Below are 23,713 nucleotides of genomic sequence, written 5' to 3'. Positions count from 1 at the left end.
TGTTAATCGTTGCTTCCATTTTGCCCTGTTAGCTGGTAAAAAAGTGTACAAGTGCGTAAATAAAAGCGTACAAAATGAAACACAATATTTTGCATCCACTCGAAGTTGCCCCATATTTCACTGGTTGCAAACACACATCAATTACTTTGCCGAATCAAGGAGTCAAGATGAAAGCAAGTCGTATTATAGTTGCAGCGTGTCTAGCCGGTGCTGCGCTTATGTCTTCAACAGGTGTTATTGCAAAAACTGCTACTGTTGCTGTGTCGCAAATTGTAGAGCACCCAGCATTGGATGCTACCCGTAAAGGCTTACTCGATGGATTGAAAGCGAAGGGTTATGAAGAAGGTAAAAACTTAGAGTTTGATTATAAAACAGCACAAGGTAACCCAGCAATTGCAGTGCAAATTGCGCGTCAATTTATCGGTGAAGAACCTGATGTTTTAGTTGGCATCGCAACCCCAACAGCACAAGCTTTGGTTTCTGCAACTCGTAATATCCCGATTGTATTTACTGCCGTAACTGACCCTGTAGGGGCAAAATTGGTGAAAACGCTGGAGAAGCCAGGGAAAAATGTTACAGGTTTATCCGATCTTTCTCCTGTGGATCAACATGTCGCGCTAATTAAAGAACTGATGCCAACAGTGAAAACGATTGGTGTTGTTTATAACCCAGGTGAAGCTAATGCCGTTTCTATCATGGAACTACTCAAAGAAAGCACGGCTAAACACGGTTTGACCTTAGTTGAAGCGACAGCGTTAAAAAGTGCTGACGTTCAATCGGCGACTCAAGCTATTTCTGCGAAATCTGATGTGCTTTATGCGCTGATCGACAACACAGTAGCAAGCGCAATTGAAGGTATGATTGTTGCGGCTAACCAAGCGAAAACCCCTGTATTCGGTGCGGCAACTTCTTATGTTGAGCGTGGAGCAGTAGCAAGCTTAGGCTTTGATTACTACCAAATCGGCGTACAAACTGCCGACTACGTTGCAGCTATTCTTGAAGGTGCTAACCCTGGAGATTTGGATGTAAAAGTGGCACAAGGTTCTGACTTGGTGCTTAACAAAACAGCGGCAGACAAGCTTGGTTTTGTTATTCCGAAATCAGTACTAGATCGTGCGACGACTGTTAAATAGAAGCAGCTAGTCACAGGATATTTCGCTCGGCCAGCAAATGACCGAGCGAATAATTTAAGCAGAAAGGAGTAGTTATGTCTGCTTTTGCATTTTTTGGGGCTCTGGAAATAGGGCTCATCTATGGGTTAGTTGCACTTGGCGTGTACCTAACTTTTCGTGTTTTAGACTTCCCCGATCTTAGTGTTGATGGCAGCTTTCCGATGGGGGCTGCTGTAGCGGCAACCGCAATCGTTGCTGGTATTAACCCATGGGTCGCGACAGGCCTCGCTATTTTGGCCGGGGCTGCCACCGGTTGGGTAACTGCATTTTTAACCGTACGTTGTGGCATTCTGCATTTACTGGCCTCTATCCTGACGATGATCGCCGCGTTTTCTATCAATATTCGTATAATGGGCCGACCTAATATGGCTCTGATCGGCGAAGACACCATCTTGACGCCATTTGAAGCGCTTGGCGATTCCATGTATGTACGCCCAATTGTGGTGGCTGTATTGGTGCTGTTGTCAGCTATTTTTATTGTTCGATTGCTTAATAGTGACTTTGGATTAGGGTTGCGAGCAACCGGTGTGAACGCAAGAATGGTCGCAGCGCAAGGAGCCAGCACCGGGTTTTACACCTATTTTTGTTTGGCTATTTCGAATGGGTTTGTTGGTTTTGCTGGTGCCTTGTTTGCACAAACTAATAGTTTCGCAGATGTCACCTCTGGTGTGGGCACCATTGTCGTAGGCTTGGCTGCGGTAATCTTAGGGCAAACTTTGATTCCTGGTAAACGCATTTGGGTAGCGGTTGTTGCGGTTATTGTGGGCTCAGTATTATACCGATTGGCCGTCGCATTTGCGTTAAGTTCGGGTATGTTCGGCTTACAAGCGTCAGATTTAAACTTGGTCACAGCGGTTCTCGTTGCGTTGGCTTTGGTTGCTCCTAAGCTGAAAAAAAGCATGAACGCTAAAAAGAAATCCAAAGAAGCTCAAGTTAAAAAAGCTAACGCAAAAAAGGCGAATGCAAAAAAACACTATCTAAGAAGGAGGTAGCATGATTTTCTTGGAAGATATAGAAGTTACCTTTAATGCCGGAACTATTTTAGAAAACAAAGCACTTCGTGGTGTCGACCTCATTGTACCTGAACATCAATTTTTAACGGTAATCGGTTCAAATGGGGCCGGTAAATCAACGTTGCTTGGCGCCGTGACTGGTGAAACGCCCATGGCGGGTGGCAGCGTTGTAATTGGTGATACTGACATGACAAGTTGGTCTGTTGATAAGCGTGCTGCACAATGTGCGCGCGTATTTCAAGACCCGTTGGCAGGGACATGTGGTGATTTAACCATTGAGGAAAATATGGCGCTTGCTTATATGCGCGGTAAATCTCGTGGTTGGAGTATGTCCTTAAGCAGCAAACGTAGAGCGTTGTTTAAAGAACGTATTAGCATTCTAGGTCTTGGTTTAGAAGATAGGTTAGGAGACAGCATAGGCTTGCTTTCCGGTGGTCAACGACAGGCTGTGAGCTTAGTTATGGCGACATTATCTGACAGTAAGCTATTGCTGCTCGATGAGCACACAGCGGCGCTTGATCCCCGTATGGCTGCTTTTATTATTGATCTCACTAAAACCGTTGTTAAAGAGTTTAATTTAACGGTCATGATGGTTACTCACTCAATGAAAGATGCATTGGCGTGTGGCGACAGAACCGTGATGCTTCATCAGGGGAAAATTGTTCTAGATGTTGCCGGTAATGAAAGGTCAACAATGCAAGTGCCCGATTTACTTGAGATGTTCTCTAAAGTGCGTGGTGAGGAATTAGCCGACGATAGCCTTTTGTTGAGCTAGCATTCACCGTGGCTTCATGTCACTGTCTCTTTTTTAAAGCCTCACTCAATGAAGTGGGGCTTTACTATTTCATAGGCTAATCATTTTCGTGATAAACGATGGCCAATTCTATCCCTATCTTCTAAAAAGCCTGCAATGTTGGCGTTAAAAGGTATAATTCTGAGATCATCATTGTATGCCATGTCTTGCACTTCTTTGAAGGTAGATCCTTGTGATAAAGAAAGACCACTATTTTAGTTTGCGATTTATTGCTTTAGCTCCAGCAGCAATTTTAGTATCGACCATTCTTATCATCATTTTTATTTACATACAGCGTCTAGAGCAGGCCGTAGAACATCAATATAAATACATTGAAACTTCACTGACAAGGGCAGGGAAAATAGCGACGACCATTGATTATAGCCTGGGTAGTATACCTGGTCATAATGAACCAGTTCTGATGACCCATGATGGCATGATAAAAGACGGGCTGTGTCGTATTTTACCTAAAGATGCGGTTTTGCGTTCAAAAATTAAGAACGATGATCTCCCGTCCGTTGAAATCGATTATATGATTGTAGGTCGTCCAGAGACTTGTAAGCTAAATAGCCCCTTATATCAGTCTTTACAAAATAAAATAACGTCAGCAAAGTTGTTGTCTTTCTTTCAAGATATTGACTTTAATATCGATGGCGTGCGTTTTGTTGATCGGTTGGGCTTTGTTATTTCCTCTCCACGCGCCTTTAGTCAGCACCTGAATTCTGATCAGTTGGACAATATGATTGGTGGCCCTGCTTGGCAGAAAGCAACGATGAATCGACGTGTTATCAGTGTTTTTGGCCCACATATTTCGTTTGATAACCCAGATGAAATCATTAGTGTTATGACGTCTGTGTATTCAGGTAAATCCTTTGAAGGCGTTCTCACTGTCGACCTTGATCTTAAGCGTTTATTGAATCGCCATTCGCAAGTGAGTGGTGACATAAAGTTGATTGGGCAATTTAATGCGATTGATTTTAGGGCTGTATCTTTTGAGCGAGAGTTAAAGTTAGAGGGAATGATGCACAATCATGCGCTTGCTTATCAGTGGCATTTCAAAGATGAATTGGTGGCATTTTTGGTTGCTGAAAAATACGCATTAGCGATATGTATTTTTTTATATTCACTCGTGGTGGTTTCTTTATTCTATTTTAACTCGCGTATTGAACGCACATATTATAAGCGAATGGCATCTCATGATCCTATGACGGGATTACTTAACCGTCGAGGCATGGAAAATTACTGGTACGATTCGCATTTCAAACAATATTTGGCGTTAGCTACGTTAGATGTCGATGACTTTAAAACCATTAATGACAGATTTGGTCACGATGTGGGCGATGATGCTATTTGTTATGTGGCAAATCAAATGATGGCCAATATTAGTAGTAAGGATGCGGTTGCTAGGTTTGGTGGTGAGGAGTTCGTTGTTTGTGTCACTGGAGAGGATAAAGATGCCCTTATTTCTGTTATAGAGCGTCTTCGTTCGGCTATTTCAGAAGGTTCATGTGAAGCCCTTGATGGCGGTTGCACACTTTCTGGTGGTCTTGTTTTGGTTGATAGTAACCAAAATTATTCATTTTCATACTTGCTCAAACAAGCCGATAGACTGCTCTATCAAGCGAAAACGACGGGAAAAAACAAGCTTATTTCTAGCGATAAATTAGCGAACAACAGTATGTAATTGGTCGAGTTTAAATCCGCCTAGGGTTCTTGCTAAGCTACGCCCTCGGTCTCCACCTCAACAATGTCCTCCTTTTGTCCTGAAAGGGGGATTTTTTGTGCCTTAGAATTTCTTACACTGAAAGTTAAAATTAATAAAAATGTGAGAAACACATATGACTCTGCCCTTTCTATTTCACTCTCAAACTGCAGATGGTGCTCAGTTTGATGGTCAATCCCTAACCGTTACATTAAAAACAGACAGTTTGAATTTCGACAAAGTTTATCTTAGACACGAACCTGATAACGAGGAAGAACTGGTTGAAATGCTTGAAACAGAACGACAGGGGCGACTAAAGCTCTGGCGTGTCAAATTTCCAATAAATCCAGATAAAGCAATGACTCACTATGTGTTCAAGGTGCTTGTTGATCAGCAACAGTTTTGGTTGGATGACCGAGGTATTCATAAACGCATGCCTAGCCGCGAGTATCACTTCAAATTTAATTCAGAACATCAGCCGCCAACTTGGGTCAGTGAGCAAGTATTCTATCAAGTCTTTCCTGAACGGTTCTGTAATGGAAAGCCAGAAATAAGTGTAAAAACTGATGAGTACAGAGTCAAAAATAACACCAGAGGTGTCGTGGCAAAACATTGGGGAGAGGCAATCGATACTGAAGCCGGAACCGGTGGCAGCGAGTTTTACGGTGGGGATCTATATGGTGTGCAAAGTAAGTTGGATTATTTGCAAGAGCTGGGAATATCTACCCTTTATCTTAATCCAATTTTCGAGTCCAAAAGTAATCATAAGTACGACACAACGGATTATATGAATGTCGATCCGCATTTTGGAACCAACGCGATGTTTGCAGAATTGACTGCTGACCTTCATAGACGAGGAATGAAAGTGGTCTTGGATGCTGTGTTTAATCATACCTCGTCAGAGCATCCTTGGTTCGACCGAAATGGCGTTACTGATAATGGTGCTTACCATAATACAGATTCACCATATCGAGATTATTACTTCTTTGAAGACGGCTCTAAAAACTATTCTGCATGGAAAGGGGTGCAGAATTTACCTGTGCTCAACTTCAATCACCAAGAAGTGCGTGACTATATCTACCAAAGTGACAGTGCTGTGATCCGTCACTGGTTGAGGGAACCCTATAACATCGACGGGTGGCGTTTTGATGTTATTCATATGTTGGGAGAGGGAGAAGGGGCAACAAACAACGCACACTACGTTCAGGCGTTCAGGCAAGCGGCGAAAGAGGAAAACGCAGATACATTTGTGCTGGGTGAACACTTTTTTGAAGCCAGCCAATGGCTTCAAGGCGATCAAGAAGATGGCGCCATGAATTACTATGGGTTTGCGCACCCGGTAAGGGCTCTATTAGCAAAGCAGGATATCGCTTTTGACCCAATTGATATAAATGTGCAAGACTTTGTGACTTGGCTTATTGAGGCAAAAGCCAAAATTCCATTTTCGAATCAATTAACGCAGCTTAATCAGCTAGATAGCCATGATACGGCGAGGTTTTTGACGTTACTTTCTTGTGATGAGCAAAAAATGAAATTGGCCGCGACGTTATTGTTTACTTACCTAGGCACGCCTTGCCTTTATTATGGAACGGAAGTGGGGATGGAAGGAAGTCACGACCCTGACAACCGTCGAACATTTCCGTGGGAGCGAGCTGAAAACCTTAAGTCTCCTTGGTTTGTATTTTATCAAAAGTTGATTGCGTTAAGACACGAGCGTCCATCATTGCAAAAAGGGTCAATTCAAACGCTGCACTGTTCTAATACAGCGTGGGTTTATGCACGCCAGCTTGATAACGAAATCACCCTTTGCGTGGTCAACCTTAGCGAGTCTGAACAGGCGTTAACGGTACCGCTTTGGCAATTGGGATTGAATGGCGGTAAAGCCGATAGTTTAACCGAACCACACTCTATAATGTACGCCGGTGGTAATGGCTGTATCCAAGCGAAACCAAACAGTGTGATGCTGTTTAGTCTATAACGCTTGGAACATAAACTTAGCGATCTCAATAGAAAAGAGCCTAGTGACTTTTTACGCTAAAAATCACTAGGTTTGGGCAATGTTAGACGTTATTGCTTTAGTTAACGCTGGAGGATATTCAGTGTTGTCTGATTACTCGACTGATCGAGTGTTAATCGATAGCGTTCAATGTGCTCAATGATAGGAGCGGCTTTATTAAACGTTCGGATTTCCCTAAACAGATCCGCAGCCTGTGGGTATTGCTGACGTAGGTACGAGAACCATTGCTTAACTCGGTTTGGGTAGTAGAGCCCTTTATCGCCCTTCATCTCGTATTGAGAATACTGCAATAATAAGTCGACAACTTCATGCCAGGGCATCGCTTGGTGGTTGTGTTTTACCATATTACCCAAGTTTGGGACGTTGAACGCGCCACGACATACCATTAAAGAATCGACACCAGTGACTTTAATACAGTCTTGGCCGTCTTGATAATTCCATATTTCGCCGTTAGCAATCAGTGGTACTGAGGTTCTCTTTCGAATCTCATCAATATAATGCCACTTAATTTCACTGGCCTTATAGCCGCCACTTTTAGTTCGGGCATGCACGGTTAACTCATTGGCTCCGGCTTGTTCTATCGCATTAACTATATCAAAGCAATCTTCAGGATCTTCCCACCCTAAACGAATTTTTGCCGTTACAGCAATACTTGGATCGACGGCTTCTCGGCAGGCTTTTACTACTTGGTAAATGAGTTCTGGCTGCTTTAATAATGCAGCTCCACCATTACTTTTGTTGACCATTTTCGCGGGGCAACCAAAGTTAATATCGATTCCTTTTGCACCAAGGTTAGCGGCTCTTACTGCATTTTCTGCCATCCAATTCGGGTCTTGACCAAGTAATTGGATGTGGATCGGGACACCAGACTTAGTTTGCGAGCCCTGCTCTAGTTCAGGGCATAGGCGATGGAAGACATGATCTGGAAGGAGTTGGTCGACGATACGAACAAATTCAGTTACGCACAGATCATAGTCGTTGATCTCGGTAAGGATCTCTCGCATCAGATGATCTAGCACACCTTCCATTGGACCTAATATTACTCGCATACCACTTCGCCTTAAAAATATGAGGCGCGATTGTAGGATGTTAAGTAATAAAAGTCATTAACTACTAGGGGTACTCTCGGTAACTTCTGCCTCACCAGTAAAGGGGGAGTAATTAAGTCGCTGGAGGCTTTCACCCGGTCCAAACCCTGAGGTGTAATAGTAGTAACATTTTTGATCGCCAGTAAACCAACTAACCATATCTTGATCTGAAGGGAATACGCTACTTCCATGGTCTCTAATTGTAAGGTCGGTATTCATTAGAGATGTCCATATTTTAGAGCAATCAGGCCCTTCTAGTTTTGTGCCTCCAGAAACGGGGATATGACCTACAGCCAGAGGATAACCAGTATAAGATGGGTAGATGTCACCATCCCCGTATCCACCTAGCGGTAATGAACTATCAGGTTCACCAGTAGTGAGCCACTTACTATGATATAGCTGGCTAGAGTTGATAAAGGCAGCAAATGCGCCTTTAGCACGGGCGAGATGAGCGTCTCGACTTACATTTAGAAAACGGGGGGCAGCGGTGACGGCTAAAATGCCTAAGATCACGATCACGACCACCAATTCAATTAGGGTAAACCCTTTGGTGTTTCGGTACATTTCTGGGACTCGCAAGCAAATATAAATAGGTTAGCAACCATCTCGTATAGTTTTATGGCGCATCGAGATTGGCAACGCAGGATGTATTGTTGATATAATGCGGAGCATAACACCTTTATAAATAAACGTAACCAAATGTATCAAATTGTAAATCTTCCAGAAAGCTGGCAAGGGGAAAGCGCTGTATTTTTAGAAGGCGCCATTTTTGCTTCAAATCTCGCGACCAAGCCTCTTCAACCTGAAGTATGGTTGAATGACATTGCGGGTGACGATGCTGCAGTCATTAATCCTATTGTTGTTGGTCAAATTAACCAGCAGTACAACCTGCTTAAAAGAAGTGAATACTCACCTTTGACGCTACTGGCTGAGCCTGATCTTAACTCAAACCTTGCTGAGTATTCTCAGGGCTTTATGAGCGTATGGCCTGTCATTGAAACGCAATGGCAAGAAGCTGCAATGGGAGACGGCAGTTTACGTATGCTACAAGCGTTGCTGACGACCATGATGCTGGCAATCGATGAGTCGCAAACACGTAAACAAATGGAGCAAGCGGGTATTATTCCAGCGCCATTGTTGTCTGACTTTGTTGATCAGTTTGATGTGATGGTCATGGAAGTCGCGCTCGCGGCCGATGAAGCCATGGTGGGGGGTAAAGCTCAGCGTGTGAACCCGTTTAAAGATATCGGTCGCAACGATTCCTGCCCGTGCGACAGTGGCAAAAAATACAAACAATGCTGCGGAAAGTAGTTCTGATTGATTGAATTTGTCTCAGTTAAAAAAACAGCTCCCAATTGGGAGCTGTTTTAGTTTGAATAGATCAGAAAGCTTCGATTAACGAAATTGAGATTTTGGTTTAGATAACTGAGCAATGACGACAATAGCCAGTGCAACCAAAATGCCTGCAAATATAATCACTAGCCATTGAGGCATAGAAAGGCCAAGGAATTGCCAGACTACTTTGCTGCAATCGCCGTAGGCGTTGAAAATATTCGGGAACCATTTATGAAGAGGCGCCCAGTCAGGGAAGCTCACAAAGATATCGCAAGTTGCAAACGGAGAAGGGTTAAACTGGTAATCAACGTGCTGCATTGAAAGCTCAAGCCCTTTGTAACCACTTGCTCCCCATGCGGCAAAGCCTAACCAACGCACAATCGCGTTTTTTGGATTAAGTAGCCCAATGAGCGCCGCTCCACTGACACCAAACATGGCAACGCGCTCATAAATACACATGACGCATGGTGCTAACATCATGACATGCTGAAAATACAAGGCACTTAATTCAAAGGCCAAAATGCTTAACAGGAGAAGAAGCCACGAAATTCGAGACTCAGAAAACTGTTTAATAGGGTATAAGAAGCTCAAAGTATTTCGTCCTCAATAAAAAAGCTCTGATTACTCAGAGCTTTTTAACTTGAATTAGTTCGCTATTCAATAATTTTTTTTAGTGAGCGAGTGCGGCTGCGGCACCAATGGCTTTATCTGAATGGTGGATTATCCATCCCATATCATAGAACCATGCCGTCATCGGTTCGAGTAAGAACGCGATACCAAATAGGCCTACCAACGCTAACACGATGGTGTAAGGCAACGCCATGATGACCATACGCCCGTAAGATAAACGAATTAATGGTGCTAAGGCAGACGTAAGTAAGAACAAGAAAGCGGCTTGGCCATTCGGTGTTGCAACCGATGGTAGGTTAGTACCGGTATTGATAGCAACCGCCAACAAGTCAAATTGGTCACGTGTAATCACGCCTTCAAGCAAAGCTGTTTTTACTTCGTTGATGTAAACCGTGCCAACGAACACGTTGTCAGACACCATGGAAAGAACACCATTGGCAATGTAGAACATCACCATTTGTTGACCACCTTCGAGGCTTAACACCGCATCAATAACTGGCTTGAATAAATGTTGGTCGATAATTACGGCAACAATCGAGAAAAATACTGCCAATAAAGCTGTAAACGGAAGGGCTTCTTCAAATGCTTTACCTAAAGAGTGCTCTTCAATAACACCGGTAAATGCCGTTGCAAGAATAATCACAGATAAGCCAATAAGGCCTACAGCCGCCAAGTGAAGCGCCAATCCTACGATTAGCCAAACAGCGATGATGCCTTGTACCCAAAGACGTGCAACATCTTGTTTTGTACGACGCTTACGCTCTTCAATATCGTTGTCTTCCAAAATCTTACGAACGCTATCAGGCAATTCAGCCCCATAACCACAGATTTTAAATTTCTCAACTAACATACTTGTTGCTAGGCCGCAGAACAGAACCGGCAAGGTTACAGGCAGCATTCTCATTATGAATTCGCCAAACAACCAACCAGCCTGATCGGCAATGATTAAGTTTTGTGGTTCACCAACCATGGTCATTACACCACCCAGTGCAGTACCTACACCTGCGTGCATTAGCAATGAACGTAAGAACGCACGGTAATCCTCTAGATCATCGCGGCTAACTTCACAGAGGCCATCATCTGTTGTGTGGTCATGGGCTGTGTTATTTCCCTTTCCTGAAGCGACTTTATGGTAGATAGCATAGAAACCAACAGCAACACTGATAACAACAGCGATTACCGTTAGCGCATCCAGGAAGGCAGAAAGAAAGGCTGCGGCGAAACAAAATGCGACCGATAGTAAAGCCTTAGAGCGAATGCCAAGCAGGATTTTTGTAAAGATAAAGAGCAAAAGCTGCTTCATGAAGTAAATGCCAGCAACCATGAAGATCAAGAGCAATAAGACTTCTATATTCGCTACCAGTTCATGCTTTACTTGTTCAGCACTCGTCATTCCTATGGCGACGGCTTCAATTGCCAATAAGCCACCGGGTTGAAGTGGGTAGCATTTTAGCGCCATTGCCAGCGTAAAAATGAATTCAACCACCAATAACCAACCTGCTACAAACGGGTCAACGAAGAAAAAAACAATTGGGTTAATAACCAAGAATGAAATAATGGCAAGTTTGTACCAATCTGGTGCTTTGCCTAGAAAATTCTTAATAAATGCGTTTCCGAGTGACATCGGCATGATAAGGCTCTTTTGTTGTAAAATTCACACTAAGAATGTGTCTGTATCCCTGAACCAAGGAAATGGGGTTTCCTCAGAAAACTGATCTGTCCAAAAGGAACAACCTTGGGCGGCAAAATCTTGAGAACTGCGCGCTTAGCTATGTCATTCCGTGAATAAGACAAACACTCCATATTTTCGAACGAAACTCTACTCTTACCTATTTTTTAGTCAATAGAAAAATGTTATTGAAATTAAAAAGTGAGATATTTGAATTTTGATTCGTTTGTACCCGAGTAAGGATACCATGAAATGTAATATATCCTTACAAATTTAAAGTGCAAGTGGGTGCGTAGTGCAACCACATATAAATCAGGATCTTATCAGATGTACATCTATTAATTCGCACTAAGTTAATGATGCTAAATGTTATTAATTGCAATGATATGTTTCTAGGTTATTCGTTACTCTAATGTTGCAAATGATAAGAAATGCGACTTAATTCACGTTATTGCTCTTAACAGGTCAAACTCATCAAATTTAACATTTTTCAGCGAGCTAAAGTGTTGCGTAAATAGAGACTAATTTTCGCGATCCATAAAAGTAGTGGTATGATGAGTCCAATTTTTGTATTGAGTCCCACCGGATAGTTGATTTCATGGTTATTAAGGCAAAGAGCCCAGCAGGTTTCGCTGAAAAGTACATTATCGAGAGCATTTGGAAAGGACGTTTTCCTCCAGGCTCAATATTGCCGGCTGAACGTGAGCTGTCTGAGTTGATTGGCGTAACTAGAACAACACTTCGAGAAGTACTGCAACGTCTAGCTCGCGATGGTTGGTTAACCATTCAGCATGGTAAGCCAACAAAAGTAAACCAGTTTATGGAGACATCGAGCCTGCATATTCTGGATACCTTGATGACATTAGATGCCGACAATGCAACAAGTATTGTTGAAGATCTTCTTGCAGCACGTACCAGCATCAGCCCTATTTTTATGCGTTATGCATTTAAAGGCAATAAAGATCAGTCGTTGGTTACAATTGCGAGTGTTATTGAATCATGTGAACAGTTAATGCAGTCACCAAGTTGGGATGAGTTTTACGAGGCTTCTCCTTATAAAGACAAGCTTAAGCTGAGCATCAAAGACGACAACGAGAAAGACGAACAAAAACGTCAAGGTATTTTGGTAGCACGTACGTTTAACTTCTACGATTACATGTTATTCCAACGCTTAGCATTCCATTCAGGTAACCAAATCTACGGTTTGATCTTTAATGGGATTAAAAAATTATACGATCGTGTGGGTAGTTTTTATTTTTCTAACCCAGAAGCTCGCGAGCTTGCATTAGACTTCTACAAGCAATTGCACGAAGTGTGCGAACAAGAAAATCGCGAAGCTCTGCCTATTCTTATTCGCCATTATGGTATCGAAAGTGGCAAGATTTGGAACGAAATGAAAGAAAATCTTCCTCACGATTTCACTGAAGATGACAGCTAATTAATTTAGTCGTTATGTGCAATTGAATTAAAATAGCTCGCTAAACTTAGCGGGCTTTTTTATGCCCATTTGTTATAGATACAAAAAAACCACTTACCAATCAGTAAGTGGTTTACAATTTTAGCCTTTAGCCTTTAGCCTTTAGCCTTTAGCCTTTAGCCTTAATTACATCACACGCATGCCAGGTTGTGCGCCTTCGTGCGGCTCTAGAATCCAAAGATCGCTGCCACCAGGGCCTGCGGCTAGGATCATGCCTTCAGACATACCGAACTTCATCTTACGTGGTTTCAGGTTAGCAACCATGACCGTTAGCTTACCTTCAAGTTCTTCTGGTTTGTATGCAGACTTAATACCAGAGAATACTTGGCGAGTCTCACCACCGATATCCAATTGGAATTTAAGTAGCTTGTTCGCTTTTGGCACTTCTTCACAAGAAATGATACGAGCAATACGCATATCGACTTTAGCAAAGTCATCGAATTCGATTTCCTCGGCAACCGGTTCTTTTTCTAGCTCGGTTTGACTTGCTTTGTTCTTAGCGGCTTCTGCTTTTTCTTTTGCTGCCATTTCTACGGCGGCATCGTCTTTAGAGGCTTCAATCATCGCTTCAACTTTTTTAGGGTCAATACGATTAAATAGAGCTTTGAACTTAGTGATTTCGTGGTCAGTTAGCGGTGAAGCTACGCCTTCCCATGTTAGCGTCTCATTTAAGAAAGCTTCAGTGCGGGCGGTAAGCTCAGGCATAACAGGTTTCAAGTAAGTCATTAGTACGCGGAATAGGTTAATACCTACCGAACAGATGTCTTGCAACTCCTGATCTTTGCCTTCTTCTTTAGCGACTACCCACGGTGCTTTTTCATCAACGTATTGGTTCGCTTTGTCAGCAAGGGCTGTGATCTCACGGATAGCACGGCTAAACTCACGCGCTTCATAACATTCAGCGATGCGCTCGGCGGCAGCCGCGAACTCGTTGTAAAGTTCAGGCTCTGCAAAAGTTGCAGACAACTTACCTTCAAAACGTTTAGTGATGAAGCCAGCATTACGTGATGCGAGATTAACAATCTTGTTTACCACATCAGCGTTAACACGTTGAGTGAAGTCTTCAAGGTTAAGATCAAGATCATCGATACGGCTGTTGAGTTTAGCTGCGTAGTAGTAGCGTAAACATTCAGGGTCTAGGTGGTTTAGGTAAGTACTTGCTTTTACAAACGTTCCTTTAGACTTAGACATCTTCGCGCCATTTACCGTTACATAACCGTGTACAAACACATTGTTAGGCTTACGGAAACCACTGCCTTCTAGCATTGCAGGCCAAAATAGGCTGTGGAAATAAACAATGTCTTTGCCAATGAAATGGTAAAGCTCAGTTGTGCTGTCTTTTTTCCAGTATTCGTTAAAGTCGAGATCGTCGCGTTTGTCACAAAGGTTTTTAAATGAACCCATGTAGCCGATTGGTGCATCTAGCCAAACGTAGAAGAACTTGTTCTTTTCGCCAGGGATCTCAAAACCAAAGTAAGGCGCATCGCGCGAGATATCCCACTGTTGTAAGCCAGACTCAAACCATTCCTGCATTTTGTTAGCGGTTTCGTTTTGCAAAGAACCAGAACGAGTCCATTCCTTTAGCATGCTTTCAAATTGAGGCAAGTCAAAGAAGAAGTGCTCAGAATCTTTCATTACTGGTGTTGCTCCAGAAACGGCAGATTTAGGGTCGATAAGATCTGTTGGGCTGTATGTCTCGCCACAGTTATCACAGTTATCGCCGTATTGGTCTTCTGACTTACATTTCGGACAAGTGCCTTTAACGAAACGATCAGGTAGGAACATTTCTTTTTCAGGATCAAATAGCTGAGAAATGGTGCGGCTAGAAATAAAGCCGTTTTTCTTAAGCTCTAGATAAATATGAGACGCCAGCTCGCGGTTTTCTTCACTGTGGGTGCTGTGATAGTTATCAAAGCTGATATCAAAACCGGCGAAGTCTTTTTGATGTTCTTCGCTTACTGCGGCGATCATCTCTTCAGGTGTAATACCCATCTGTTGTGCTTTAAGCATAATTGGCGTGCCGTGAGCATCGTCAGCACAGATGAAATTAACAGTGTTGCCGCGTAGGCGCTGGTAACGAACCCAAATATCCGCTTGAATATGCTCGAGCATATGGCCAAGGTGGATAGAACCGTTTGCATACGGAAGGGCACAAGTTACCAACATTTTTCTTGGATCAGTCGCCATACTTATAATTCGCTTTACTAGAGAGGTATTAAAAACTTAGCGGTCAATATTACCTCATGCAGGCTCTGACTCCAAGGGACTCAGGCTAGGTTCGCCTCATATTTTTTGGGGTTTGGTAAAACTAAGCACAGTGTTAGCATGAGCCCATAATCTTTGGAGGTTTAGATGGAACAATTTAAGTCAAAACTCGAGCTGTGCGAATGGTTAGAACAATTTCAACACCCTTTACTTACGGCCGACTGGAGCCATGCGGCCGGTTGGGTGGTTGTGCTTGCGTCAGGCAAAGTAAAAATCACATTGCCATTTTCTAATAACGAGTTAGCTCAAAACCTCGAAAATTGGATTGAGACTCAGATAGATATGGCGAAAGTGCCAAACTTTGAATTCCAAATAGTAACGGACGTTGCCTCCTTAGAAACAACCGTTAAAAGTTCGGTTTCTGGTGTGAAGAACATTATAGCGGTGAGTTCGGCAAAAGGCGGTGTGGGTAAATCGACCACGGCGGTGAACCTAGCACTCGCATTAGTGGCTAATGGTGCTAAGGTCGGAATTCTAGACGCTGATATCTATGGTCCTTCGGTGCCAATGATGCTGAGTACTCAGCAAGCAAAGCCAGAAGTTCGAGACAACAAATGGATGCAACCGATCCAAGCGCACGGTTTATACAGTAACTCTATTGGTTATTTAGTTGATCAAGACGAAGCGGCGATTTGGCGTGGACCAATGGCATCAAAAGCACTCGCTCAACTTCTCAATGAAACTCAATGGCCAGATTTAGATTATCTTGTAATAGATATGCCTCCTGGTACGGGGGATGTTCAACTTACGTTAGCTCAGCAAATCCCTGTGACCGCGGCAGTAATTGTGACAACGCCTCAAGATCTAGCATTGGCGGATGCTCGTAAAGGTGTTGCGATGCTAGATAAAGTAGAAGTACCTGTGGCGGGCATCGTCGAGAACATGAGTTACCACATATGCAGTCAATGTGGGCATCATGAAGCGATTTTCGGCCAAGGTGGCGCACAAAAGATGGCCGAAGAATATGGGTTATCCTTGTTAGGGCAGATACCGCTGCATTTATTATTACGAGAAGACATAGATAACGGAAAGCCAACCGTAGTAGCAAGGCCAGACAGTGAGCACAGTGGTCAATATAAACAGCTTGCGGGTCGCGTTGCCGCTCAAATTTATTGGCAAGGAAAAGCAAAACCTCAAGCAATTAATATCATGGCAATAGATTAACGTTAAATTTGCGTCTAGGCTCAATAGGCATGCAAACGATTACGTTTATAGTGTGCGTTCAACAAACATACGCTCGATTGAAAACAGAGGATTCATTGCTGGAATAAACTGTTTTAAGCCCTTATAATCGGGCGGTTTATCTTTGTCTTGACACCATACTCGCATCAGGTGCACTTAACATGTCTAATAATAATCAATGCGTCATCGTAGGAATTGCTGGCGCTTCTGCTTCTGGAAAGAGCTTAATCGCAAGCACCATTTTTAATGAGCTTCGTGCCAAAGTAGGGGACGATCACATCGGTGTGATCACGGAAGATTGTTACTACAACGATCAAAGCCACTTAAGCATGGAAGAGCGTGTTAAAACTAACTACGATCATCCAAACGCACTCGATCACAATTTATTGTGTGAGCATCTAGAAGCTTTAATGAAAGGGGAGGCGGTAGAAGTTCCAGAATACAGCTATTCTGAACATACCCGCACTGACGTATCAACTACATTAACTCCGAAAAAAGTGATCATCTTAGAAGGTATCTTACTTCTTACTGATCCTCGTCTTCGCGATCTGATGCACGCGACCATTTTTATGGACACTCCTTTAGATATTTGTTTGTTGCGTCGTGTTAAACGTGATGTAGAAGAGCGTGGTCGTACAATGGAGTCTGTGCTGAAACAGTATCAAGAAACCGTTCGTCCGATGTTCATGCAATTTATCGAACCGTCGAAGCAATATGCGGATATTATCGTTCCTCGTGGTGGTAAAAACCGTATCGCGATTGACGTGTTAAAAGCACATATTGCAAAATTGCTAAAAGCATAGTGGTTTAGCAATGCTTCAGTTTTCGTCTCATTCTCGAAAACTGATGTAAATACAATGATTTTAAGTGGCGCATTATGCGCCACTTTTGTATTGTAAACCTAGGTAAACAAAATCTAGCAACTGGCGTTGTTCTTCTTAATGGAAAGGAAGAAAAAATGAAAAAACTGTTCTTATTTATCTCTATCCCTATTGCCGTTATCGTTTTAGCGGTACTTGCCTTAGTCCTGTTTATTAACCCTAATCAATTTAAACCTCTCATTGTTGATCAAGCTAAGCAACAAACGGGTTTAGAGCTTGTGATTGATGGCGACATCAGCTGGCAATTCTTCCCTTCTCTTGGTTTTGGTTTAGGAAAAACCGAACTCAAAAATCCAGCGGGATTTAGCGCGGTTAATATGCTCAGCATTGAAAAGGTCGGCTTGGCAATCGAAGTGATGCCGCTGTTAGACAAGCAGCTTGTGATTGGAAACGTCGACTTAGACGGTGCACACTTTGCTATTGAAACGTTGAAAAGTGGCGCAAGTAACCTAGATGCACTTTCTCAATCAAGTACGGCTAAAGCTGAACAAACGACCGAGCCAACTGCGACTAACGAAACACCTTCGTCGACGTCCAATTCAGCAGTAGACGAGTGGCAAATTAAGTTAGCTGGGATTTCAGTGACTAACGCTCAACTTCAAATGCAGAATCAACAAACAGCCAGTAATCTTGAACTGTTTGATTTGAATTTTACTTTGACTGAATTTGCACTTGATAAATGGACGCACGCTGCATTTGACGGAAAAGGCCGAAACGGCGAGCAGTCATTTGCGGCTACCGGGAAAGTGGATGTAAAACTCGGTCAGGGTTTTACCCGTTACGAAATTAAGAATTTAGAATTTGATGGTCAGTTTAATGATCCGACAACCAATATTGAGCAAGCAAAAGTGGCGCTGGCTAGCTTGAATTTTGGTGTGCCGAATACGTTAGAATTTACCTTGAAAGGCCGTGCGGCTGATCTCGACTTGGACGCCAAAGCCAGTACACAATTAATCATTGATAGTGAGTTTAGCCAAATAACGCTCGACAAGTTGGTATTGGATTCGAATTTAGAAGGCAAAGCTCTACCTCAATCACCGATGAAAGTGACAATGGACTCAGGGCTTACGTTTGATGTGGCTAAAGGGCATTTGGCTTTTGCATTAAACAAGCTCACCGCGAATAAGCTTCAATTTGATGGTAAAGCTGATGTGACGTTGGCTGATATTCCAAAGATTCGTTTCAATTTACATAGCCCAAATATTGATTTGGATGAATTTCTTGGTTTAAGTTCTTCACCTGCAACAGCAAGTACAGGGGGGGAAACGGCATCCTCAGATCAACCCGCGAGCAAGGCCGCAGTTGAAGTTGAACCCGATCTATCAGCATTGAAAGGCCTAGATGTAAAAGGCTCGATTGTGATTGATAAGTTTAAGGCAGCGAACGCGAAGCTTGCAAAAGTGACCACCAAATTTAGTGTTAACCGTGGTGTTGCTAAGTTGACAACATTTAGTGCGAATTTATACCAAGGCAGCATTAAGGCTACGGGTCAACTAGACGCGCGTAAATCGCCAGCAAGCTATGTGGTTAGTAAGCAGATTAAAGGCGTAAAAGTGCATCCATTGCTGGTGGATGTCGCTCAGTTTGACTTAGTTGAAGGGACTGGCAACATCAACGTTGATGTGAAAGGGAAAAGCTTAAAGCCTTCTGAGTTGAAGAAAAATCTTGCCGGAGTGGTTAAAATTAACTTCGAAGATGGTTCTGTTTATGGAGTGAATCTGCCTCATATGATCCGCAGTAACTACGCTAAGTTCAAAGGACAAAAGGTTGAAGGTGGCGATCAAGAGAAGAAAACAGACTTTAGCGCGCTAACGGCAACCCTTAATCTAAATAAAGGGGTGATGGAGACCACCGATATGCACATGGAGTCTCCATTGCTGCGAGTGACCGGCAGTGGCCAAGCTGATTATGTCAATGAAACTGTCGACATGTTGATCAGAGCGTCTATTGTTGGGTCATTAGAAGGCCAAGGTGGCAAAGACATAGAAGAGCTACGTGACTTAACCATCCCTGTTAACGTTTCAGGTTCTTGGACGCAGCCTCAATACAAACTTGTATTTGATGATGTGCTAAAAGAGAAAGCCAAGAAAGAAGCGGAACGCGGTTTGAAAAAACTGTTGAAAGACAAAGTGGGTGAAGACGACACTAAGAAGTTGGCTGACCAGTTATTAAAGGGTCTATTTAACTAACATAATGCACGTCATTAAATAAAATGAAAGAGACTGTCTCAATCTTCTGTGTAATTGCCTAAACTAAGCCTTAAAGGCTAAGGATAGGCAATATGAACAAGAAAGAGCTTGAAGCTTTCGCCAAGGAAGCAGCAAAAGGAATTAAAACCCCTGAGGACTTAACTGAGTTCAGCCAAATGCTGAAAAAAATTACGGTTGAGGCCGCACTCAATGCGGAAATGGATGAGCATCTTGGCTATGAAAAACACCAACCCTCTAGATCGAATAATAGCCGCAATGGAAAGAGTAGCAAACGCGTAAAAACCGAAGATGGCGAGTTTGAACTCGATACACCTCGGGATCGCCTTGGCTCGTTTGACCCCAAGCTAGTCAAAAAACACCAATCACGATTTACCTCTATGGATGACAAAATCTTGTGGCTCTACGCCCAAGGAATGAGTACGCGCGACATCGTAAACGCTTTCGATGAGTGGTACGGTGCGGAGATATCACCCAGCCTCGTATCGCGCGTCACAAATGCGGTGATAGAAGAAATAGTGGAGTGGCAATCAAGGCCACTCGATGCCATTTATCCTATCGTTTATCTCGATTGTATTGTGGTCAAGATCCGTCAAGACAAGCGTATCATCAATAAGTCGATTTTCCTTGCTTTAGGTATTAACACCGATGGTCAGAAAGAGCTAATGGGCATGTGGATAGCCGAAAACGAGGGGGCTAAGTTTTGGCTGAGTGTTCTAACTGAACTCAATCAACGTGGTGTTGAAGATATCCTTATTGCGTGTGTAGATGGATTGAAGGGCTTTCCTGACGCTATCAATACTGTCTTCCCCCAACGCATATTCAGCTTTGTATCGTCCATATGGGGCGGAACTCATTGAAGTATGTGTCTTGGAAAGACTATAAGGCGGTGACTGCCGACCTGAAACGAGTGTATCGCTCTACTACAGAAGATGAGGCTCTACTCGAACTGGAGCGCTTTGGCGAAGTCTGGGATGGGCAATATCCGCAAATATCTAAGTCCTGGCGCAATCACTGGCAGAACCTCAACACGCTCTTCAACTACCCAGAAGATATCCGTAGAGCCATCTACACAACCAATGCTATTGAGTCTCTCAATAGCGTGATCCGTAAAGCACTAAAAAAGCGGAAGATCTTCCCTAACGATGAGGCCGCAACCAAAATGGTGTACTTAGCAATCAAAGACGCCAGCAAGAAATGGACGATGCCCATTCAAAACTGGCGTCAGGCTATGAGTCGGTTTATTATCGAGTTCGAGGAACGTCTCGATAAACACGTTAACTAAATGGCAGTTACACAGAATCTGTTACAGCCTCCACGGAACTGGTTAGATCCATGACTGCGGTACCTGTTCCGGGTACGGGCTCCCCAACGATAGGGCCTACCTTTAAGTCCTGATAATATTGCCCGAAAGCGGAACCTTCTGAGTAGGAATATGAGTTAGTCAAAACCAATGATGGTTTAAGCCAGCTTCGACTGCCCGCATCAGAACTGGGTTTGCCTAACAACGGTGTGACATTAGCTGCGGCTCTAGCGGTTAAAAACTCGATGAGGGTATCGGCCAGGAAGCCTCCACCGTTGAAGCGAACGTCAATGATTAATGCATCAGCATTGCGAAAACGGCCCAATGCTTCAGAGCGAAGGTGTAAGTAACTATCGTTGCTCATATCAGGCAAATACACATAGCCAACTTTCCCATCCGTCGTGCTACTTACGTCATTTCGGCGCTTTATCTCCCACCTCTTTGCCATCAGTTCATTGCTTCGATATTCATCAATGGGTTTAACTCGCTCATACCAATGCTGTTCATCACGGCCTAAAGTCACCTCGATGGTTTTTCCTGCTTGATTATTGAGCATGCTTGCCAATTCACTTAGCGTATTGACGGGGTGTTCATTGATGGCAATGATCCTGTCACCTATCGAAATGCTTAATTGGTCATCATCGAAAGGACCGCCTGGCAATATAGATTCCACCACCAGGCCGTTGTCGTTATAACCAGAGACTTGATTCGTGAAAATGATACCGAGATCCGCCGTTTCATCGTAAGTCATTGGGTAACTAGATGAACCATAAGCTCCAGTATGTGAGGCATTGAGCTCGCCTAGTAGTTCTTTGATCAAGACTGCAAAGTCGCGATCGTTATTGATGTGAGGTAAAAATTGTTTGTAGTGGTCACGGTATGAAGACCAGTCTACACCGCCCATGTCTTTACGATAAAAATTGTCTTGCGTTTGCTTAACTAACTGTTGGTAAGCGGCGAGCCTACGTGACTCGTTTTGATATTCAATGGGGAGTGAAATTGCGACAGATTCAGACTCCAAGCTATCTAAATTTAGCCAATATATTTCGCCTTCTGCCAGTAAATAGACACTCGACTGCTCGGCAACAATACGGCTGGAAGTGGCTGGTGGTAAGTCAGAAAACAGAGGCGTAGATTCTTGTGTTCGAATATTGTATTCAAACACTTGCGTACTATCGTTCCCTGCAGGATCAATTACGTTCGCCACGACGGTAAGGAAGTCTCCCGTGAGCGCGTAGTCAATCAGTTGGCTTGATACGGGGAGTTGAAATGCCTGACGATATTCAAGGCTCTTGCGAGAAAACGGCAAGCTTTCTTGTGTCTCGGGTAATTCAATTTCATCATTGTGGTCGCGCATTGCTTTACGATTAGTAAAGACGCCGACAATGGACTCATCCCAATCTTGCCCGTCGGCTGTCTTTAAACCAAACTCAGTTGTCGACCACATGAGTATTCGGTTATCACTGCTCCAAACGGGTCTAGACTTATTAAAGCCGCTTTGCGATGCTCTGATCATAGGCTCTTCGCCTTTGCTATCTAATACCACAATTTCGGTGCTAGAAGCATCAGGGGTTATGGTCACGGCGATCTGTTTTGAGTCAGGAGACCAAGTGTAATTGACGTTATCTTTATAGCTCACCATTTCGGGGGCGATTAATGCGGTACCAATACTGTTTTGTCCTACTTTACGATCAAGCAATTTGTTAAGTAGTTTCTTACCTGCGCTTTGATTACTTGTCGTTGCATTACTTGTGTCGATATTGGAAATCAGCGGTTGCTCAATATCATAGTCATCGAGATTAATACTATGTAAAGCGCGACCGTCAACGATAAACGCTAACTGTTCGCCATCAGGAGAAAACTGCGCTTGAGTCACATCGTGTCCCTCAATTAGCAAGAAAGGCTGTTCCTGAACCACAGGTGCTTCAGACAGTAATTCTTCTTCTAATGGTGATTGACCTAAGTACAGACCCCATTGGTTGTCTCTTAGTGCAGAATAGATTACAGCGTAGCCGTCTGCGGTATAAGTTGGGTCTTTTTCTTCTGTCGCGCTGTTGGTTAGGTTTTTAGCCGTTTGCTTCATTCCGTCAAATGCAAAAATATCGCCATTGCTGGTCAAAAGACCTTCGTCCGTATTTTCAGGGAATAACACCATGCCGTCAGCATAGCTTGTCTCATATTGAGTTGTCGTTTTAGGCGTAAAGTGGCGAATAGAGATGGATAGTTTTTGTGGGGTTGAGTGAGTGTTGTCTAAACGAAACAGCTCTCCTTGGTAAGAGAAAAACAAATCGCCAGATTGGCTGGCAGAGAGGTGACGCACAGGATGATTAGCGTATTCAGTCATCTGAGTATCTTGTTGAGAGTTCAGATCCCGAAACCACACGTTAAAATTACCACTGCGCTCACTGAGGTAGTAAAAACCAGTGCCAGCTTGATTCCAAATAGGGTTTTCAGCCGCGACCTTGTCTTCCGTGATTTGGGTGTGGATGTTGGTTTTATGGTCGTATTGCCAAATAACGGGCACAGCGTATGAAGATTGGTGTTTTCGATAAATTTGATCTTTATGTGGCGTGTTATAAAGCAATAAAGTGTTAGTCCCATTCCAATTTGCTGACCTTACAGGAGCAGCCAAGATGTTTTGAGCAACTTCTGATTCGATGTTCAGTTGATAAAGCTGGTTACCTTGCTCGCCAATTGAGTGTGAGGCGATGCTATAAAAATCTTGTTTTTCCGTGGTTAGACGATGGGTGTAGAACAACAAACTACTGCCATCAGCACTAAAGCTTGTGGGAATGTCAGGTGCTGAATGTGTTGTGTGTCGAGTGAACGCACCAGAATTTAGAACCAGGCTAAAAACATCGTCGTTACCATATATATCGGCTGCAAATGCTATCGTTTGATTATCAGGAGACCAGACAAGAGAGTGTGGGTAGAGTAAGAGGTTGAGCGGCGCCACCAGTACTACTGGTTAGATAGATC

General features: G+C 43.4%; 16 protein-coding genes and 1 pseudogene. 11 read left to right on the top strand and 6 right to left on the bottom strand.

Annotated elements, in window-relative coordinates; genetic code table 11:
- The first annotated feature begins 167 nt into the window (after window positions 1-167).
- From VTAP4600_RS05445 to malZ, 5 genes are all read left to right on the top strand, one after another.
- Window positions 168-1,133 (top strand): ABC transporter substrate-binding protein, encoded by a 966-nt coding sequence (locus VTAP4600_RS05445; RefSeq protein ID WP_102521859.1) that lies wholly within the window; start codon window positions 168-170, stop codon window positions 1,131-1,133.
- Window positions 1,134-1,207: 74 nt separating this feature from the next.
- On the top strand, window positions 1,208-2,164 hold the full coding sequence (locus VTAP4600_RS05440) for an ABC transporter permease (protein WP_102521858.1): 957 nt from the start codon (window positions 1,208-1,210) through the stop codon (window positions 2,162-2,164).
- 1 nt (window position 2,165) lies between these two features.
- The gene (locus tag VTAP4600_RS05435) at window positions 2,166-2,960 is read left to right on the top strand and encodes an ABC transporter ATP-binding protein (protein WP_102521857.1); all 795 of its coding nucleotides are present in this window, start codon (window positions 2,166-2,168) and stop codon (window positions 2,958-2,960) included.
- A gap of 211 nt (window positions 2,961-3,171) precedes the next feature.
- A complete protein-coding gene (locus VTAP4600_RS05430) occupies window positions 3,172-4,662 on the top strand; it encodes a sensor domain-containing diguanylate cyclase (protein ID WP_102521856.1) in 1,491 nt (496 codons plus the stop codon).
- 154 nt (window positions 4,663-4,816) lie between these two features.
- Window positions 4,817-6,658: a maltodextrin glucosidase gene (gene malZ / locus VTAP4600_RS05425; protein ID WP_102521855.1), complete on the top strand. Its 1,842-nt coding sequence runs from the start codon at window positions 4,817-4,819 to the stop codon at window positions 6,656-6,658.
- A 101-nt stretch (window positions 6,659-6,759) separates the two neighbouring features.
- Here malZ and dusC read toward each other — a convergent pair whose 3' ends face one another.
- The gene (dusC, locus tag VTAP4600_RS05420; RefSeq protein WP_102521854.1) at window positions 6,760-7,746 is read right to left on the bottom strand and encodes a tRNA dihydrouridine(16) synthase DusC; all 987 of its coding nucleotides are present in this window, start codon (window positions 7,744-7,746) and stop codon (window positions 6,760-6,762) included.
- A 57-nt stretch (window positions 7,747-7,803) separates the two neighbouring features.
- Window positions 7,804-8,349, bottom strand: a complete 546-nt coding sequence (locus VTAP4600_RS05415; protein WP_102521853.1) for a type II secretion system protein — start codon at window positions 8,347-8,349, stop codon at window positions 7,804-7,806.
- A 135-nt stretch (window positions 8,350-8,484) separates the two neighbouring features.
- Here VTAP4600_RS05415 and VTAP4600_RS05410 point away from each other — a divergent pair, with 135 nt between their 5' ends.
- Complete coding sequence (locus VTAP4600_RS05410) at window positions 8,485-9,096, top strand: SEC-C metal-binding domain-containing protein (RefSeq protein ID WP_102521852.1); 612 nt, start codon at window positions 8,485-8,487, stop codon at window positions 9,094-9,096.
- Between the two features lie 84 nt (window positions 9,097-9,180).
- Here VTAP4600_RS05410 and dsbB read toward each other — a convergent pair whose 3' ends face one another.
- Both dsbB and nhaB read right to left on the bottom strand, forming a co-directional pair.
- A complete protein-coding gene (gene dsbB / locus VTAP4600_RS05405; RefSeq protein WP_102521851.1) occupies window positions 9,181-9,711 on the bottom strand; it encodes a disulfide bond formation protein DsbB in 531 nt (176 codons plus the stop codon).
- Between the two features lie 79 nt (window positions 9,712-9,790).
- The gene (gene nhaB / locus VTAP4600_RS05400) at window positions 9,791-11,380 is read right to left on the bottom strand and encodes a Na(+)/H(+) antiporter NhaB (protein ID WP_102521850.1); all 1,590 of its coding nucleotides are present in this window, start codon (window positions 11,378-11,380) and stop codon (window positions 9,791-9,793) included.
- Between the two features lie 637 nt (window positions 11,381-12,017).
- On the opposite strand from nhaB, the gene fadR reads away from it, so the two are divergent.
- The gene (gene fadR, locus VTAP4600_RS05395; protein ID WP_102521849.1) at window positions 12,018-12,857 is read left to right on the top strand and encodes a fatty acid metabolism transcriptional regulator FadR; all 840 of its coding nucleotides are present in this window, start codon (window positions 12,018-12,020) and stop codon (window positions 12,855-12,857) included.
- A 165-nt stretch (window positions 12,858-13,022) separates the two neighbouring features.
- Here fadR and metG read toward each other — a convergent pair whose 3' ends face one another.
- Window positions 13,023-15,083 (bottom strand): methionine--tRNA ligase, encoded by a 2,061-nt coding sequence (gene metG / locus VTAP4600_RS05390; protein ID WP_102521848.1) that lies wholly within the window; start codon window positions 15,081-15,083, stop codon window positions 13,023-13,025.
- Between the two features lie 165 nt (window positions 15,084-15,248).
- On the opposite strand from metG, the gene apbC reads away from it, so the two are divergent.
- The 4 genes and pseudogenes from apbC (at window position 15,249) to VTAP4600_RS05370 (ending at window position 20,716) form a co-directional block, all read left to right on the top strand.
- Window positions 15,249-16,325 (top strand): iron-sulfur cluster carrier protein ApbC, encoded by a 1,077-nt coding sequence (gene apbC / locus VTAP4600_RS05385; RefSeq protein ID WP_102521847.1) that lies wholly within the window; start codon window positions 15,249-15,251, stop codon window positions 16,323-16,325.
- A 179-nt stretch (window positions 16,326-16,504) separates the two neighbouring features.
- Entirely contained in the window at window positions 16,505-17,146 is a 642-nt protein-coding gene (gene udk, locus VTAP4600_RS05380; protein ID WP_102521846.1) for a uridine kinase, read from the top strand.
- Between the two features lie 155 nt (window positions 17,147-17,301).
- On the top strand, window positions 17,302-19,413 hold the full coding sequence (locus VTAP4600_RS05375; RefSeq protein ID WP_102523917.1) for an AsmA family protein: 2,112 nt from the start codon (window positions 17,302-17,304) through the stop codon (window positions 19,411-19,413).
- 92 nt (window positions 19,414-19,505) lie between these two features.
- Window positions 19,506-20,716 (top strand): annotated as a pseudogene (locus VTAP4600_RS05370) (IS256 family transposase).
- A 7-nt stretch (window positions 20,717-20,723) separates the two neighbouring features.
- Here VTAP4600_RS05370 and VTAP4600_RS05365 read toward each other — a convergent pair.
- Window positions 20,724-23,690, bottom strand: coding sequence for a S41 family peptidase (locus tag VTAP4600_RS05365; RefSeq protein WP_102521845.1), 2,967 nt, complete (start codon window positions 23,688-23,690; stop codon window positions 20,724-20,726).
- Between the last annotated feature and the right edge of the window lie 23 nt (window positions 23,691-23,713).

It is taken from the genome of Vibrio tapetis subsp. tapetis, from assembly GCF_900233005.1.
Lineage (GTDB): Bacteria > Pseudomonadota > Gammaproteobacteria > Enterobacterales > Vibrionaceae > Vibrio > Vibrio tapetis.
This window is presented reverse-complemented; position numbering and strand designations above follow the sequence as displayed.